The following is a 15,256-nucleotide window of genomic DNA, read 5'->3' as shown; positions in this document are numbered from 1 at the left end:
CAACGAAGGCGCCGCCACCCAAAGCGGCGCCTGCTTCTCCCGTCTTCGACCCATCGACATGACGCGGACAAACCTACCATCCCCTCCCGTCCCTGTCGATCGTCCTTCGGGATAGGTCCACGGGCTGCTAACGGCTGCATTACGTGCTTCCTCTATCTCCAGGCGAATGAGATGGTGCCAACATTTTTCATGCCACCACCGTGCACGCCACGCTGGGAAGAGTTCAATGACCCCCTGCAGGCGCCCCATCCAGCGCTGATGCAACTCTACACTGGGGTACTGCCACGCGTGACGAACAAGAGCGAAGGCCACTGCAATCCATGCCTCTGTTATCTCGTCCCAGTTGACACGCGAGCCTGCCGTATCGGGCGTGATAGCCGCGCCAGGCAGCTCGATCCAGCGCGGTCGCGGGTTGAGCTCTTCCAACGTTGATTCCATGAGCACTGGGAGACTCTGGGGAAGTGGAAATAGCCCTATCTCAGCCTGCCATGCAATCTCGCGCAGGGCGCGAAGACGGTCCAGAGTGGTCAACGCCTGCACCCACTTGATCCCGGTAGGCTGGCCTAAGCACCGGAAGTAGGCGGGCAGGCTGTACTTCAGGGATAGTCGCCTTCGTTCTGGGCAAACGGCCCACCCTGGGTAGGACTCACGTTCACTCCGCCACGCCTTGAGCAACTCATCAAACTTGCCTGCGTCGAGCTCTCCCTCGGGGTGCTTGGGCTTCCTGTGTCTCTCGTGTATCGACTGCGGCGGTAGGCACGGCGGATATCGTGCAGGCAATTCGGCGCTCGCATCGTTCGCCTCAATGGAAGGCCAGTTTCCCCGATCAACCGGCTTACCATTGCGTAGGGACGCAAGCAACCATTCAACCGAAGCGCGATGCCGTGCAGATCCCCAATCTCGCGCCGGAAAAATCGGGCCCAGATCAACAGGAATTACTTGCATGTGCTGGTAGTAAGCACGCTGTGGTGTCGTGAGGTCGAACGCGCCGCACAGGTACATCTTGGGCGCCGTCGTCCCCAGCTGATCCCGTACCCATCCTGCCCACTGCAAGAAATTCGGGTCCTCGCCTGAGAAACCGATCAAGCAGAGGACATTCTCCATGGCCGATTGCCGGACGAGGTTCACGAAAGGAGCGAAATCGGTGGGGTAGCGACGGTAATCCTCGGCGGTGAAGATGAAGGGACGTCGCGCCGGAAAGCTTCCGTGAAGCTTGACAATTCGCGGCGCTTCTGCGCGCGTCAGGTCTGATGGTGCCTCGACGACGTCGTAGCGTCGCGGGACTCTTGTGCACGTCCGCTCCAGCAGCGTGTCATAGTTGGTCGTGAAGATATCCGCCCAAGGGAGCATCATCAGCCGCTCGTGCAGGATCCCGGGCTCGTATTGTCCGTCGGGGATCTGTTCGAGAAGCCAATCGTCGAGCCGCCCCCTTCCGTACGTATTCTCGAACATCTGACCGAGCCGGAGCGCATCGTACCCGTCGACCCACGGTCCCAGCCGAGTTTTCAGCCCCGCTTCGAGCTGACGCCAGAGCGGGAAGTCAGGGACCGATGCGCTCAGCTTCTGGGCGTTGCAGCTCATGCCAGCGCCAACCATGACGGAGGCGCGGCTCCTCGGGCGCCAGAGCGCCTCCCGCAAGGCCTCGATGTGGACGCGGTCGGGCAGATCTTCGACGTGCATGGCGGGCGCGAAGATAGGCGAACCTGACGCCGGGCGCGAGGCCTTCGTGCGCCATCATCCAGCGGGTGGAGGCCGCCCATCTTCCCGGTGGTCATGGAATGGTAGCAGTCTCACAATTTCGTTGATCGGAGTGGGAGATCCTGGTAGGGTCGTATTTTCGCCCGCTTGTCTCCGATGTGGATGGAACGATGGTTCAAGAGAAGCCATTGCTGCGCACCGCCCTCGTCTACGACTTCGACGGGACGCTGGCTCCTGGCAACATCCAGGAGCACAGCCTCATCCCGAATCACCTCGGGCTCCGACCGGCCGACTTCTGGCAGCTCGTACACGAGGTGAAGAAGGCCGAAGATGCCGACGAGGTCCTCGTGTACCTACGCCTCCTGCTCGTGAAGGCGGCGGAGCGGTCGGTGAAGTTGACACGCGCCATCCTGCAGGAGCACGGAGCAAAGACGCCCTTGTTTCAAGGAGTGGCGTCCTGGTTCGCTCGCATCGACGAGCATGCTGCTCAACGCGGCCTGCGGCTCGAGCACTATGTCATCTCCTCCGGCAACGAGGAGATGATCGCGGGAACGAGCATACACCACGTCTTTCGGCAGGTCTTCGCATCCCGCTACTTCTACGACGACCAGGGCAACGCCGTCTGGCCCGCAGTCGCGATCAACTACACCACCAAGACGCAGTATCTGTTCCGCATCAACAAGGGCGTCGACAACAACTGGAACAACGAGGCGGTGAACCGGTGGCAGCCGATGGCTGAACGGCCCGTGCCCTTCTCGCGCATCATCTACCTCGGCGACGGGGACACCGACATTCCCTCGATGAAGATGGTTCGGCACCAAGGGGGGCACTCCGTGGCTGTGTTCGACCCGGAGCGGTGGGCCAAGGGCGAGCTGCAAGGCAAGGCCTACAATCTCATCGCGGAGGACAGGGCGCACTTCGTCGTGCCGGCGGATTACAGGGAGGGAAGCCAGCTCGACATCACTATCAAGGGGATCCTGGGGCGCATTGCCCGAGACGAGGCAGGATACCGGGAAAGCGCACGGAGCTGAGGAATGCCGGATCTATACTCGTACTGCATACCCTATGACGACGGCGCTGCCCCCAATCCTTATTGGGGGGTCTGCACCCTCGTGATCTGCAAGCCAGCCATACGTAGATCGGCACGGGTGGGGGACTGGATCGTCGGGACCGGATCGAAACACGCTCGCTTGGGCAACGGAACCACGCAGGACATGAGTGGTCGTGTCGTTTACGCCATGAAGGTCACGGAGAAGATGACCATGGCAGAGTACGACTCGTTCACGAGGACCAAGCTTCGGCAAAAGGTCCCGGCATGGAGTAGCCAGGATCGGCGCCGTCGGGTGGGTGACTCGATCTACGATTATTCGACGAATCTACCAACACAGCGACGAGGAGTACATAAGCCAGCGAATGCGGAGACCGACCGACGTGGAAAGTATGCGCTGCTCTCGACTCATTTCTACTACTTCGGCGACAAGGCGATCCCCCTGAAGAGCACGCTCAGGGACGTCGCTCAGAATCGCCAGGGGCACCGCCGCAAGCTGAATGAGCCGTATGTCGAGAGCTTCATCAAGTGGATCGAAGGCCGCGGCTACGAGCCTGGTACGCTCGTGGGCAAGCCCCTGTGCGACCTGTTTGCGAGCAAATCCGCCTGCGGATGGTGCGCCGCAGGTCGGGCAGAGGATGACGAGGCTGATGTCGAGGATCTCGCGGGAAGGTGTTGAAGCCCGCCCGATATGAAACTGGCTCGCGCCCAGACGCCCTGGGTAGTCTTACTTGACGTCCGTCCCCACCGCGCTTTCATCACTGCGAGATGAACCTTACCTGTCCACGGTGCACCAGGACCTTCCACGACGAGACGGGCCAGCTCGCGGCGCTCGCGGCGACGGGCCAGGTCACGCTGGCCGTGGGGTGCGGTGGCTGCGGCGCGCTCTTCTTCCCGCCATTGACAGCTGCGCTGGCGCCAACGGTCCTGGCTACGCACGGGAACGCGATGTCCTTGGCCCTCGGGCCGACGCTGCCCGCGGCGCCGCCAGCGCCGTCCACGCCGCCCACGCGGCCGGCGGATGAGCCGGCGCGCTACGATCTCGTGCGGAAGCTCGGTCACGGAGGCATGGGCACCGCCTTCCTCGCCATCGAGCGACACACCGGCCGAAAGGTCTGCATCAAGCAGCTACATGCTGGCGTGAATGTCGATTCGATGCGGCAGGAGTGCGAGGCGCTGGCGCGCCTGGACCATCCGAACATCGTCCGATTCCTGGGCACGATCACCCAGGACGACATCCCGAGCCTCGTGATCGAGTACATCGAGGGCACGAGCCTGGAGGAGCACGTTCAGAGGAGCGGCGCGCTTCCTGAGAGGGTGGCCATCGAGATCATGGCGCAGGTGTTCGACGCCCTGGCCTACGCCCACGCGCGCGCGGTGATCCACCGGGATCTCAAGCCCGAGAACGTCCTCGTGGTATGGGAAAATGGGGCGCCCTTGGTGCGCGTCGTGGACTTCGGGATTTCCCTCGTCGATAGCCTCGATGCGCACGGCCATGTCACCGGGTCGGGAGTCGTCATCGGGACCCCTGCCTACATGGCGCCGGAGCAGGTCCAGGCAGAGCAATCGAGTGCAGCCGTGGACGTGTACGCCGCAGGTGTGATGCTCGCGAGGTTGATCACCAGTCGCCAACCATTCTCCGGCTCCATTATGCAGATTTTCGCGCGAAAAGCTTTCGCTCAGCCGGATGGTCTGGATCTGTCGACGGGCCCGGCTCCCTTGCCCAGCGACGCCCTGTGCAAGCTCATCGGCGCCTGCACGCGCACGGATCCGTCACGCCGTCCCGCAGCGGCGGAGGTCCTCGCGGAGCTCCGACACCAGATGAACGCCGTACCGGTCTCGTGAGGGCCAGCAGCCCACGTGTCGCGGGTGTCGTCGGGTCGACGAGGCGGAGTGCTTGCATGCGCCCCCGTGCTCGGCCATCGACACGGGCGCGGGCAGGATCTCCGTTCCGCGCAGGTAAGCAATGGCTTGGTATCGGTGGCTCCCGGGCAGACAGCGAACCGCGGGCGCCTCGGGCGCGTAGACTGCGCCACGGTGTGGCTGCCAGGGGAACTCGCCGCGCAGTGCGCGGCACGTTCAGCTCGACGCGTTCGGGAGCCGTGCCGACCTCCGGGGCAACGGTGCAAGGAACGGTCGCGCCGTAAACCTTTGCTGCCGCCTGCAAGAACGTATTGGCTAGCGCCCGGAGCGCGCTTCCGGTTTCGAAGCCCCACCGAAGGAACTGCCACCACGTGGGATCGTGGAGCGCCTCCGAGAGCGGACCACTCGTCGGCGCCACGGCAGCGCAGGCCCGGAGGAAGACCCGAGCCGCATCGAGCACGGCAGGGTCCGTCTCGAAGCGCCGGTCCAACTCGAGCCCCCCGACGGTCAGGCCGTAGCGCTCGACGTACGTGACATCGGTCAGCGCGACGATCACCTGTGCGGCGATGGTAACGTCCCCCGGAGCCGCCTTCGCGACCGGCCGAAGCTCTTCCTCGTCGCGTAGTTCCTCGACCCCTTCATCCTCATCCGCCCGGTCGCACGTGTCTGCCGGTTCCTCGCCCAGTTCCTCGTCGTCGTCTGGGTCGATCAGCACCAGGAGCGCCTCGCCCAGCTCGCCAAGCCCCTCGCTCCGTGAATACGCCTCCTGGACCGCTTCGAGCCATGACGGATCGAGCATCGAATCGGGCCCACGTGAGCCTACAACTCGGGGACAGCCGTCGACGAAGGCTTGGGCAGCCTCGATCATCGCCGGATCCTCGAGCAAGGCGCAAGCATCCTCGCGCCAGTCAGCGTCGGCTAGGCTTCGATTGATGCGCTCGCGCCTCGATGGGTCGTCGAGCAGCCCCGGGGGCAACGCGGGCAACCCCGCATGCAGCGCATCGAGCGCGAGCCCGACCTCCAGGACGTCGAGTGAATCGATGCAGACGGCGACGAGGGTGATCGCCATGGGCACGATGGGCCTCTTCAACAACTTCGCCAGCGCAGCGTCGAGATTGGGCTTCTGCGCAGGCGGAGCGGGTTGCGGAGGCGCAACAGCTTGCGGGGTTGGCGCTGAAGCAGGCGCCGGAGGCGGCGCCGCGATCGGCACGGCGACCCAGTAGCCCGGCGGAGAGTACGCCCATTGCCAGCCTGGTTGGCATGGTGGCAGCGCGTGATGAACCGCAGCGGAATGGACGTACCTGAGGCTTGCTTCAGATGGACTTGGAGCTGGCAAACCTCCAGGCACTCCCACGCCGCTCGGCGCGTGGTTCCCGGGGTAGTTCATACAAGAGTCCTAACGGAGCACTATGACCGCCAGCTCCGTTCGTGCCAGGAGAATTCTCGGATTCTCGATTTGCTGTCCCACTGTAACAGGTGCGAATGCCGCCCCGGCGGTGAGCGTGAAGTCAGAATTATGACGCTCGCTCCAACCACTACATCGAAGTTTGTCTCGGCACGCGGTGCAGAGAAGCCGCTCAGATCCGGAAAAGCCGCTTGATTTTCCACTGGTGTCGAGTGGCTCGAGCCATATGGCTCCGGAGGGGTTCGCGCTCGGAAGCATCTCACGTAAGGCACTTTCGTGTGTATAGGCACCTTTGTGGCCACTCGACGGGCGCTGGAGGGGGTTTGGAGGGCCTCTTGCGGTGGATCAACTTTAGCCACCCCCTGGCGCCGAGAGAAAAGCGGATCGATTGGCGGCTCGTCGCCGACAAACCCCATACAAAACAAGGAGGCGTCTCGGGATTTCCCGCTTCTGCACGGCGATTTGGCATCGTGGCGGAGCGGCTTTGGCGTACCTCGGGCAAACTTTGGTGGGGTAGCATCCCGTGAAACATACCCTGAAGGACGTTCCGGACAACCGGCCGGCCATCGATGAGCTCTGCCGGACAGGGCGCGAGACGATGCAGCTCAAAAACCGCTTGCATCAGCGGCTCGATCCGCAGCCAACCCCTAGTTTTCAAGTGCCGCGATCCCCCGGATCCTCATCTTTGACGTGGCTTTCCCATCCGTTTTGCCCCCGTCCAGCCATCCAAATGGGCCCTTCCAGCGGTGGAAAACGTGGCGAACCCGTGGCGTAACTCACAAGAATTTGCGGGTCGTGGCGTGCACTCCTCGACCGCGCGGAGCCCGCATCTCAGGATCTCTCAAATCCCGGCAGATTTTCCACTCATGTTTCGCTCGGACACGCATCCGAGAGCCGTGAAACAGCCATTTCCGAAAGTCGCCCCGCGGAAACGTGAAAAAAGCGGTTACGTCAGTGGCCATGAGCGGATCATGCCCGCAGTCAACCAAGGGGGGATCCGCACGATCCCGCATCGGCAATGCGGCTTTTGGAAACCCGCTCCCAACCCCTTGTTACCATTGACAAAATCTGCTGGCACACTCGTGTCTTATTGCTAGATTCTTCGGAACGGCCAAGCAGGGCCCGGCGACCACGCGAGCGTGATCGCCTCCTGCCAGCCGGATGACCCATGCGCGCGCAGCGCCTAGAGCCCCTCGAAGCGCTGGGGAGGTCCTTCCATGAGCACGTCGATCGTTCCCCCGTCGATGCCCCCCACCAGCAGACCGCTCTCCTCCAGGCGGACGAAACCATCCCTCCGTCCACCCGCCTCGAACAGGCCGCCGCGCTCCGCGCGCCCTGTCCCTCAGCGTCCACCCCGCCCGTTGCGCGGCGGCGCGCGCGGCCCCGCGAGCTCGCGTCACGCCCGGCCGAACGAAGTCCCTGGAAAGCCCGCCAAACGCTTCGATCGACGCGCCTTCGTCAACGCCCTGGCTGCCCTGGTCGAGGCGGATCTCCTACGATACCCTCCGGAGGCGTGACGATGAAGCTCCTGAATCTGCGCTGCGCCTTCTATGGCAGGCGGTCGACGGACGAGCACCAGATGGCCTCGATGGAGGTCCAGACCCAGGAGGGTCAGCGGTTCATCGTCGCGCAAGGCGGGACGCTGGCGCCCGAGCACGTCTACCTCGACGACGCGATCTCGCGGGCGGAGTTCAAGAAACGGCCGGGGTTGATTGCGCTGTTGAACGCGGCGAATGCCGGAGAGTTCGACGCTGTCGTGGTGCGGGACGAGTCGCGGCTCGGCGGGGACACGTTCCGGTCCGGGCTGGTGATCCAGGACCTGCTCGAGAGCGGGATCCGGCTTTTCTATTACTACACCGACGAAGAGGTCACGCTCGACGGCGCGGTCGACAAGTTCATGATTGCCGCCCGGAGCTTCGCCGCGGAGCTCGAGCGCGAAAAGACAGCGCAACGCACGCACGAACACCTGCTCACGAAGGCGCGGCGGGGCCTCGTGGTTGGCGGGCGCGTCTACGGCTACGACAACGTCGAGGTCAAGGAGGGGGAGCGTCGGATCCGCGTCGAGTACCGGGTGAACGAGGCCCAGGCCGCCGTGGTCCGCGAGATCTTCCAGCGGTACGCCGAAGGCGAAGGCCTGCGCACACTCGTGAAGGACCTGAACGAGCGGCGTGTGCCTCCGCCGCGCGCCGGCCGGCGTGGCACAGGCTCCTGGTCGCCGTCATCGATCCACGAGATGATCCGCCGTGAGCGCTACCGCGGCGTGCTCGTGTGGGGGAAGCAGGAGAAGACCTACAAGGGCGGGACGAAGGTCCGCGTGCCACGCGCGGCTGACGAGTGGGTCAAGACCGAGGCCCCCGAGCTGCGCATCATCGACGACGAGCTCTGGTCCGCCGTGCAGGCGCGCCACGAGGGCCGGAAGCGCATCACCGGCAGGACCACATACGGCCCCCGCGTGAGGTACCTGCTCTCGGGGATGGGGCGTTGCGCGGTCTGCGGTGGGCCGATGCGCTCCGACAACGGGAAGGTCGGCTACGAGAACGTGCGGGTCTACAACTGTGGCTGGCACCGCGATCGCGGGTCGACCGTCTGCGGGAACGGGCTGCGACGGCCGATCGCGGCGGTCGACGCCGCGGTCATGCGCTTCATCCGCGAGAACCTGCTCCGCGAGGACGTGATCCTCGACGCGCTCCAGGAACTGCGCCGACGGCTCTGCGAGCGCGCGAAGGCCGCAGACACCGAAGCCCCCGAGCTCGAGCAGGAAGTACGGAAGGTACGTGCCGAGATCGAACGCCTCAGCGAGGCGATCATGTCGACGACGGATCCGCCGGCGACGCTCGTTCGGATGCTGAAGGAGCGGGAGAAGCGGCTGAGCGCCCTCGAAGGGAAACTCACCGCCATCCGCACCGCACCGTCCGTGCTCGACCTGGAGATCGGCCGCATGGAGCGGGAAGCACGCAAGCGGATCGAGCACCTCGACGCCGTGATGCAGCGCAACCCGCTCGAAGCGCGCAAGGCGCTCGAAACCCTCGTGACCGGGCCGCTGCTCTTCACGCCGATCGAGACGTCGGCGGGGAAGCGCTATCGGATCGAAGGAGAGCTGGCCCTGGAAGCTCTGTTCGTGATCGAGACCACCAGTTCTGGTGGAGTACCGTCGGCGTCCCCAGCGGGATTCGAAACATTAAGACATCCACAAAACGCCGCGATTCCGCTCGATCTGCCCCGCGTCGCCTCCGCGCGCATGGGCTTCGCGGCGTGACACCTCGGCCGGCCTCCGGACACGTGCTGTAGTGCATCTCACCATCATCGTCGTCGCTCCGCCACGCCCCCACGCGCACGGCCGGCGCTCGCCCCCGTGACCCCGACGATCAACTAACGTTCCCGGACGAACCCCATGTGGTAAGCTCCGGAGCCATGACGCCCTACGGCCCTCCTCCCAACCCTCCGATCGTCGGAATGTGCCTACGGTGTCACCACCCGGTTCAAGGCCCGCACGTCGCCTATCCCGCAGGACCGATGCATCCGGCATGCGCGCAGGTAGCGACCGCGCCCCCGCAGCAGCCCCAGAAATCCACCCCCATCCCTTGGCTCTTGGTCCTCGCGGGCGGCTTCATCTGGCTTGGATCGTGCGTGCTCGTCGTGGTGGGCGGAGCGTCCAACAAGGGCAAGACCGAGCCGCCTGCGTCCGAGGTGTCGACCACCGCGGCCCCTCCCGCGCGCGACGCGCGCACGCTCTGCGACAAGCTCCGGACCGCCCACGGCGCGGGAACGTGCATCCAGACGCCCAACGGGTTTGGCCTGTCCGTCGACAATACCGTCATGGTCCCGCAGTGCCGGACCGAAGAGGAATACCGTGCCGTCGAGCCGCGAAAGAAAGAGAAGGAGCTCGTCTTCGTCGGTTCCGAGCGTAGTTGGTGTTTCGTGGTCATGATGAATCTTCGCGGGCAAGCCGTGCCGGAGCAGCTCGTCAGCAAGACGCGGAAGGCCGTGGCGGAGTTCTGAGACGCGCAGGGCAGGGGAGGGGAGCGCGCGCCGACAGCGCCCCGGACGAACCTCTCGACCGCCGAGCGCTCAGGGCTTCTCGCATTTCACCGCGAGAAGGTGGTCCTGGCAAACGGCGCTTGCATCCCGGCGAAGTCCGAGCGTAGCTTCGTCCCGCCCCAACATGTCCCGCCGCCTCGTCAGCCTCGCCGCCGTGTTCTGCGGGCTCACCCTCGCATCGCCCGCCCTCGCGGCGAAGCCGAAGATTGCCTTCCGCTTGGAGTACGCGCCGCCGACGCCGCCCGAGGGTTGCCCAGACCCCGAGGAGCTCGCGCTCCTCCTCGCTGCCGAGTTCGGATACTTGGTTGTCAGGACCGACGTCTCGCCCGTGGTCCGGATCGAGGTCCACCGCGTCGGAAGGGGCTTCGAGGCGGAGCTTTGGGGCCCCGGTCCCGCCGGGGGGACCAAGCCCTGGCATGGCCGAACGGATCCGCAAGGGACTTGCCGCGAGCTCGCGTACGACGTGGCGACGCTCGTCGAGGCGCGGCTCGGTGCGCGCGCTTGGGGAAGCGAAGCCCCGCCGCCGCACCTCGCAGCGCCGCCTGAGATCGAGGTCAACGTCCCCGAGCTTCACACCTTCGCCTTTCGCCCGCCCGAGTCCCTCGCAGCCCTCGTCCCACAAGCGACAGCGTCCGTCACCAGCTCGACGCCCAACGGGGAGGAACCGCCCTTCCAGGTAGAAGCTGCGATCGGCCCGGCGCTTTCGCTCTACGGCTTACCCGGAGTCGCGGTAGGGGGTAGTGGCTTGCTCGGCGTCCGATGGCCGCTCTTTGCCTTCTTCGCCGAGGTCCGCGGCTTGATCACGCCCGCGTCCGGCGTTGGAGATAGGGACTTGCCCGGCCGAACCGTCGCTTGGACTGGCTCTGTGCTCCCTTGCCTTGCCTTGAAGCACGTCGACGCGTGCGGCGTGGTCAGCGTCAGTCAACTCCAATTCGACCTTGGTTCAGGCTACGACGTGACGGCCTCGGATGCTTTCTCGGTAGGATTCGGGGGGCGGGTCGATGGCCGGATTCGACTCTCTGAACGCTTCAGGTTGCACGGATACGTGGACCTGAACATGCAGCTCCGAAGCATCGTTGTTGCGCTTGACCCTACAGAGTCTCGCAATGCCGTGACCGATTGGAGATCGCCCCTCTTGCGTATCACCGCTGGTATCACTGTTTCGGCGAACCTATTGGAGTAGCATTTATGGGCAAAACGAACGGCGTGCACAGGACGTTTTTTCTCGGCTCCACCGTCGCGGCAGTCATCGTGACGGGGCTCATCGGTTGTAGCGAGGGACGAGTCACCTACCGCCCCATCGACGACGGCGAGGGCGGAGGCGCTCCCGACGCGGGCGCAGACGCCGCAGACTCCGGCGACGAGGACGCCGACGTTCCAAGTACCAACGGGGGGGACGACTGTAACTTTGAGTGCCTCGGCGAGTGCGCGCCATTTCGACCGGCGGGATTCTCCTTCCCATTCCTTGCCTGGATCGGCCCAAACGACGGCACCGCGCCCGACTGCCCGGACGCCGCGCCCGTCGAGCAGTTCAATTGGTACGCCGATCTCGTGATCCCGCCGAAGCAGTGCGGCCCGTGCACGTGCAGCCTCTCGACCGGCGCTTGCTCCTTGCCCTCGACCATCACCGCGCACGCGGCCCCGTGCACGCCGCCCGAAGGTACGATCGCGACGCCGACCAACCCCCCGGCCAATTGGGACGGCGCTTGTATCGCCGAAGGAGCGATCCCCCCGGGCCTTTCCTGCGGTCCTGGCGTGCCCTGCGTGCAGTCCGTCACCATTGGCCCCCTTGGCGTCGCGGGCGAAACGTGCGTAGCGATTGACGCCTCGAACAGCACGACCGCGCCGCCTCCCAAGCCTTCATGGTCCCAGATCGCGAGGATCTGTGAGGGTAGCGCTTTCGGCGCGTGCGAGCCCGACGAGCATTGTATCCCAGCCCAGCAGAACGGCTTTCGCCACTGCGTCGAGCGTCTTGGGATCCACGCATGCCCGGACGAGGATTACACCGAACCCTTTATCGTCTACGAGGCATTCGAGGATCAGCGCACGTGCTCACCGTGCACGTGCGGCGCGCCCGAGGGGAGCTCCTGCTCCGCGTCGATCACCCTCTACGAGGACGCCATCTGCTCGGCCGATACCTTCAAGGCGTCCGCATCTTCTACTAAGCCGACGTGCCTCGACATCAACCCGCCGGGCCAGGGCATCGCAGCCAAGACAGCGACGCTCCCGACCTACCATTCCGGGGTTTGCGCGGCTTCCGGGGGCGTGCTCTCGGGCGAGGTCGTCCTCGCCGGCCCCCGGACCTTGTGTTGCCGTCCGTGAACCCGCACCGCGTTTGCCGAAGGACCGAGGAACCACAGCATGGATGCACCTGACCAGGACCCGCTCGCCCTTCTGACGAACTACCAGGACGCCATCGATGCCTGCCTGCGAAGGCAACACGTCCCGGCAGTCGACGTGCCGGACTTGCGGCAGGTGGTGTACCAACTGGCGATCCAGTACCTCGAAACCCACGAGGTCCAGGCCATGAGCGCCTTCCTTCAGCGGATCGCCGAGAGGGTAGCCGCCGACTATTGGAAGCAGCGCAAGATCCATGAGCGCGCAGCTCCACGGCTCGCCGAGGAGGATCTAGCCGCCTCGAACCCAGAGCACGAGTACAACGAGGCCGAGATCCAGCGACACCTCGACGACATCCTTGACACCCTGGAGGCGCGCGACCCGCGCGGCCGCGCGCTCTTGCGGGCGCGGTTCGGCCACAACAAAAAGACCAAGGAGATCGCGGCGGAGTTCAACCTGCCGACCAGCACCGCGCACCACTTGGTCACCAAGGCCGTCTCGACGCTCGCCGAGGAGTTCAAGAAGCGCGGGATCAGGAGCCGCAGCGTCCTGCCGTTCATCCAAGAGAGCCACACGCACGACGGCCCCGCGGAGGCGGGCGGAACGACGGACAAGCCGGAGGCGCCGGTCACGTTTACAGCCCCCATCCCGCCCTCCACGCCGCCAAGCGAGCGAGCTTGGCGCGTGCTTTCGATGCTCGCTAGCGCTGCCGCCGGGGCACTTGTCGTCTTCCTTCTCATGCGCAGCGCCCAACCCGTCGCGCGGCTCTCGCCAATCTTCGTCACTGTCGCGGCCTCGGGAGAGCCGAGCACCCCGGGCGGGCTCCTCGAGCAGGACCGCGCGTTCGTTTGCCCCGAGGTCGTGCAAGCCCCCGCGCCGGCTCCGCCCTCGCATGGCGGCGCCCCTCCGGAGGCGGACATCAACGCGAAGAACCGCCACCTCGCGCGGATCATCAAGGCGGCCGAGGCCCGGGGGGACTGCGAAACCGCGAACAAGCTCCGCCAGGAGCTCACGGGAGCCTTCGCCGCCGCGTTCGCGACGCACAGCCCTTGCAGGCCTACGCCGTAGCACCCCCCACCCGCGGACGCGCGTGCAGTTTGTTTTGGAAAACTGAGCGCATCCTCCGACTATACGAGCGAGAGACCAAGAGAAGCACGAGCCGGCGGGGCGCCCAGGTCACCCCGCGGCTCCGTTCGCTTGGCGTGAATTTCCCGTGCGGCTCGCAATGGGGCGTCGTGTATTCACACCACCCCCCGAGCGGCGGGCATCCTTTCGCCTGGAGGTCTTATGTCCGCGCAACCGGTCGACAGAATGGACAAGGACGAACCCACGGTGGTCTGCGCGTCGAGCATCGCGCCGCCGGCTTCGGGCGTCCGTGCGAGCGCGCCCCCCGAGGAGAAGCGCGATACGTTGTACGATCCCCGGTGTCGTCCGCCGATCCCCTGGCCCCGTCGAGCCCTCGATCTCGTGTTCGCCATCCTGGCGTTCCTTGGCGCCCCATTGCGACGAGCCCGCGAGCACCTCGCCGCGCGCCTCGACCCGCAGCCCTTGGCGAGCTTTCTCCCGCCTCCGCCGCTACATCGCAAAGGCGAGATCCCCCTGGAGCAGATCGGCGAGATCTTGCTCCACAACATCTTCCGGCTGTCGCCCGCGTATCTGAGCGCAGCAGAGCACGTCATCCGAGAGGCACAGTATATCCAACGCCTTCCGGATAGCGAGAAGCTCCTGGTCTTCGTGCTCTTCGCCATCACACGCCTTAGCGCGACCACGCGCGAGCCCGTGCCGATCGCGTGGGTTCGCGCGCGCCTGCCCGAGGTGCGCCGAACCGACCTGAACCGCGCCCTCGAGCAGCTTGAGGAGCATAACGCCATCGCGCTCTATTGCTTGGAGACCAGTAACCCGCGCGAGGTGTCCCTCGGGATCTCGAACCCCGTTCGCGGGTGTCTCACGCATATCGAGCTCCGCCATCCGCTCTGACGGAGCACAGCGAGGGAGGTAAAAGCCATGGCAAAGAAGCAGGCCCAGCGAGTCGCGGCAGCGCGCTTGACGACCCCCGAGGAGAAAGAATCGGAGGAGTTGATCACCGAGCTCGCGATCGGGTCGGACGGTCTTCTCTACGTGAACGCGGAGCACATAGCCGCCGAGGAGCGCGAGGGACGCCGCATGTTCCAGGGCTACGCCATGACGCCCGAGGAAGCGAAACGCGCAGCAACAGCGATGCACAGGATCGCATTCAACATCACGGCGGAAGTCCGTCGGTCAAACCCGAAGAGCAAGGGGAAGCATTGACCACCATCCGCTCGGGCGCTCCTGCGCCTTGAGGACTGGCCATGCCGCGTCGAAAAACAACCGAACCACTTTTGAGGACACTTGGCGACCACATCCGGAAGCTGCGCATCAACCGAAAAATGTCGTTGGCCAAGCTCGCCGATGCGACCGGCGTGAGTAAAGGCTCCTTGTGCAGCATCGAGCATGGGCTCGTCAATCTCACGGTCGAGACCTGCGTAAAGATCGCCGTGGGGCTCGGGGTCCGGGTTCAGGACGTGATTCCCGGCGGATTGGAGGACCTGCTCTCCAGAGGTCGAGAGAGCGAACCGGGGAGCCATGTCAAGCGCGCTGGATGATGCGTCAAAGCGTGACTTTCCCGCTTGATCATGGGCTGGCGGAAGCGAGGAGCCCGACGGGCAAGGCACCCGAGCTCGTCCAGGAAGACTACCAGATCACCTGCGAAACACTCCCACCCCAAGCCGTAGGCCGCCACCGCGCCCCCGTCCCATCGTCGAAATGTGTGAACTCCGCCCACGCTTGGCTATTCGGCGGAAAACCGACCATCCCGCTATCCTGCCGGTGGAAGTTCGCACCGAAGT

13 protein-coding genes are annotated in these 15,256 nt (G+C 65.1%); 11 read left to right on the top strand and 2 right to left on the bottom strand.

Annotated elements, in window-relative coordinates; genetic code table 11:
• On the bottom strand, positions 1–1,680 hold a 1,680-nt coding region (locus QHF84_RS49435; protein WP_281320660.1), incomplete at its 3' end, for an SIR2 family protein.
• 188 nt (positions 1,681–1,868) lie between these two features.
• Here QHF84_RS49435 and QHF84_RS49430 point away from each other — a divergent pair.
• The 3 genes from QHF84_RS49430 to QHF84_RS49420 all read left to right on the top strand — a co-directional run bounded on the left by QHF84_RS49430 (position 1,869) and on the right by QHF84_RS49420 (position 4,591).
• On the top strand, positions 1,869–2,729 hold the full coding sequence (locus QHF84_RS49430) for an HAD family hydrolase (RefSeq protein ID WP_281320659.1): 861 nt from the start codon (positions 1,869–1,871) through the stop codon (positions 2,727–2,729).
• Positions 2,730–2,732: 3 nt separating this feature from the next.
• Positions 2,733–3,425 carry a hypothetical protein gene (locus QHF84_RS49425; RefSeq protein WP_281320658.1) on the top strand — a complete coding sequence of 231 codons (693 nt, stop codon included), beginning with the start codon at positions 2,733–2,735 and terminating at the stop codon, positions 3,423–3,425.
• A gap of 389 nt (positions 3,426–3,814) precedes the next feature.
• The gene (locus QHF84_RS49420; RefSeq protein ID WP_281320657.1) at positions 3,815–4,591 is read left to right on the top strand and encodes a serine/threonine-protein kinase; all 777 of its coding nucleotides are present in this window, start codon (positions 3,815–3,817) and stop codon (positions 4,589–4,591) included.
• Here QHF84_RS49420 and QHF84_RS49415 read toward each other — a convergent pair.
• Complete coding sequence (locus tag QHF84_RS49415) at positions 4,491–5,678, bottom strand: hypothetical protein (RefSeq protein ID WP_281320656.1); 1,188 nt, start codon at positions 5,676–5,678, stop codon at positions 4,491–4,493. The genes QHF84_RS49420 and QHF84_RS49415 overlap by 101 nt on opposite strands.
• A 1,855-nt stretch (positions 5,679–7,533) precedes the next feature.
• On the opposite strand from QHF84_RS49415, the gene QHF84_RS49410 reads away from it, so the two are divergent.
• From QHF84_RS49410 to QHF84_RS49375, 8 genes are all read left to right on the top strand, one after another.
• Positions 7,534–9,270 carry a recombinase family protein gene (locus QHF84_RS49410; protein ID WP_281320655.1) on the top strand — a complete coding sequence of 579 codons (1,737 nt, stop codon included), beginning with the start codon at positions 7,534–7,536 and terminating at the stop codon, positions 9,268–9,270.
• Positions 9,271–9,527: 257 nt separating this feature from the next.
• Entirely contained in the window at positions 9,528–10,013 is a 486-nt protein-coding gene (locus QHF84_RS49405) for a hypothetical protein (protein WP_281320654.1), read from the top strand.
• A 163-nt stretch (positions 10,014–10,176) separates the two neighbouring features.
• On the top strand, positions 10,177–11,235 hold the full coding sequence (locus QHF84_RS49400; RefSeq protein WP_281320653.1) for a hypothetical protein: 1,059 nt from the start codon (positions 10,177–10,179) through the stop codon (positions 11,233–11,235).
• Between the two features lie 5 nt (positions 11,236–11,240).
• Entirely contained in the window at positions 11,241–12,374 is a 1,134-nt protein-coding gene (locus tag QHF84_RS49395) for a hypothetical protein (protein ID WP_281320652.1), read from the top strand.
• Between the two features lie 39 nt (positions 12,375–12,413).
• Positions 12,414–13,457, top strand: coding sequence for a sigma-70 family RNA polymerase sigma factor (locus QHF84_RS49390; RefSeq protein ID WP_281320651.1), 1,044 nt, complete (start codon positions 12,414–12,416; stop codon positions 13,455–13,457).
• 243 nt (positions 13,458–13,700) lie between these two features.
• Positions 13,701–14,366 (top strand): hypothetical protein, encoded by a 666-nt coding sequence (locus tag QHF84_RS49385; RefSeq protein WP_281320650.1) that lies wholly within the window; start codon positions 13,701–13,703, stop codon positions 14,364–14,366.
• A gap of 27 nt (positions 14,367–14,393) precedes the next feature.
• On the top strand, positions 14,394–14,678 hold the full coding sequence (locus QHF84_RS49380) for a hypothetical protein (RefSeq protein WP_281320649.1): 285 nt from the start codon (positions 14,394–14,396) through the stop codon (positions 14,676–14,678).
• Positions 14,679–14,719: 41 nt separating this feature from the next.
• Complete coding sequence (locus tag QHF84_RS49375) at positions 14,720–15,013, top strand: helix-turn-helix transcriptional regulator (protein WP_281320648.1); 294 nt, start codon at positions 14,720–14,722, stop codon at positions 15,011–15,013.
• Positions 15,014–15,256: the final 243 nt, after the last annotated feature.

Origin of the sequence: Polyangium sp. y55x31 (genome assembly GCF_029946505.1) — a bacterium.
Lineage (GTDB): Bacteria > Myxococcota_A > Polyangia > Polyangiales > Polyangiaceae > Polyangium.
Note: the sequence above shows the minus strand (reverse complement) of the source record. Positions and strands in the feature narration are given on the sequence as shown.

What these genes read in the sequence shown, in the direction of transcription:
- QHF84_RS49405 (WP_281320654.1), top strand. Translation starts at nt 9,528, where the DNA reads ATGCATCCGGCATGCGCGCAGGTAGCGACCGCGCCCCCGCAGCAGCCC.
- QHF84_RS49410 (WP_281320655.1), top strand. Translation starts at nt 7,534, where the DNA reads ATGAAGCTCCTGAATCTGCGCTGCGCCTTCTATGGCAGGCGGTCGACG.
- QHF84_RS49380 (WP_281320649.1), top strand. Translation starts at nt 14,394, where the DNA reads ATGGCAAAGAAGCAGGCCCAGCGAGTCGCGGCAGCGCGCTTGACGACC.
- QHF84_RS49375 (WP_281320648.1), top strand. Translation starts at nt 14,720, where the DNA reads ATGCCGCGTCGAAAAACAACCGAACCACTTTTGAGGACACTTGGCGAC.
- QHF84_RS49385 (WP_281320650.1), top strand. Translation starts at nt 13,701, where the DNA reads ATGGACAAGGACGAACCCACGGTGGTCTGCGCGTCGAGCATCGCGCCG.
- QHF84_RS49395 (WP_281320652.1), top strand. Translation starts at nt 11,241, where the DNA reads ATGGGCAAAACGAACGGCGTGCACAGGACGTTTTTTCTCGGCTCCACC.
- QHF84_RS49400 (WP_281320653.1), top strand. Translation starts at nt 10,177, where the DNA reads ATGTCCCGCCGCCTCGTCAGCCTCGCCGCCGTGTTCTGCGGGCTCACC.
- QHF84_RS49420 (WP_281320657.1), top strand. Translation starts at nt 3,815, where the DNA reads ATGGGCACCGCCTTCCTCGCCATCGAGCGACACACCGGCCGAAAGGTC.
- QHF84_RS49415 (WP_281320656.1), bottom strand. Translation starts at nt 5,678, where the DNA reads ATGGCGATCACCCTCGTCGCCGTCTGCATCGATTCACTCGACGTCCTG.
- QHF84_RS49425 (WP_281320658.1), top strand. Translation starts at nt 2,733, where the DNA reads ATGCCGGATCTATACTCGTACTGCATACCCTATGACGACGGCGCTGCC.
- QHF84_RS49390 (WP_281320651.1), top strand. Translation starts at nt 12,414, where the DNA reads ATGGATGCACCTGACCAGGACCCGCTCGCCCTTCTGACGAACTACCAG.
- QHF84_RS49430 (WP_281320659.1), top strand. Translation starts at nt 1,869, where the DNA reads ATGGTTCAAGAGAAGCCATTGCTGCGCACCGCCCTCGTCTACGACTTC.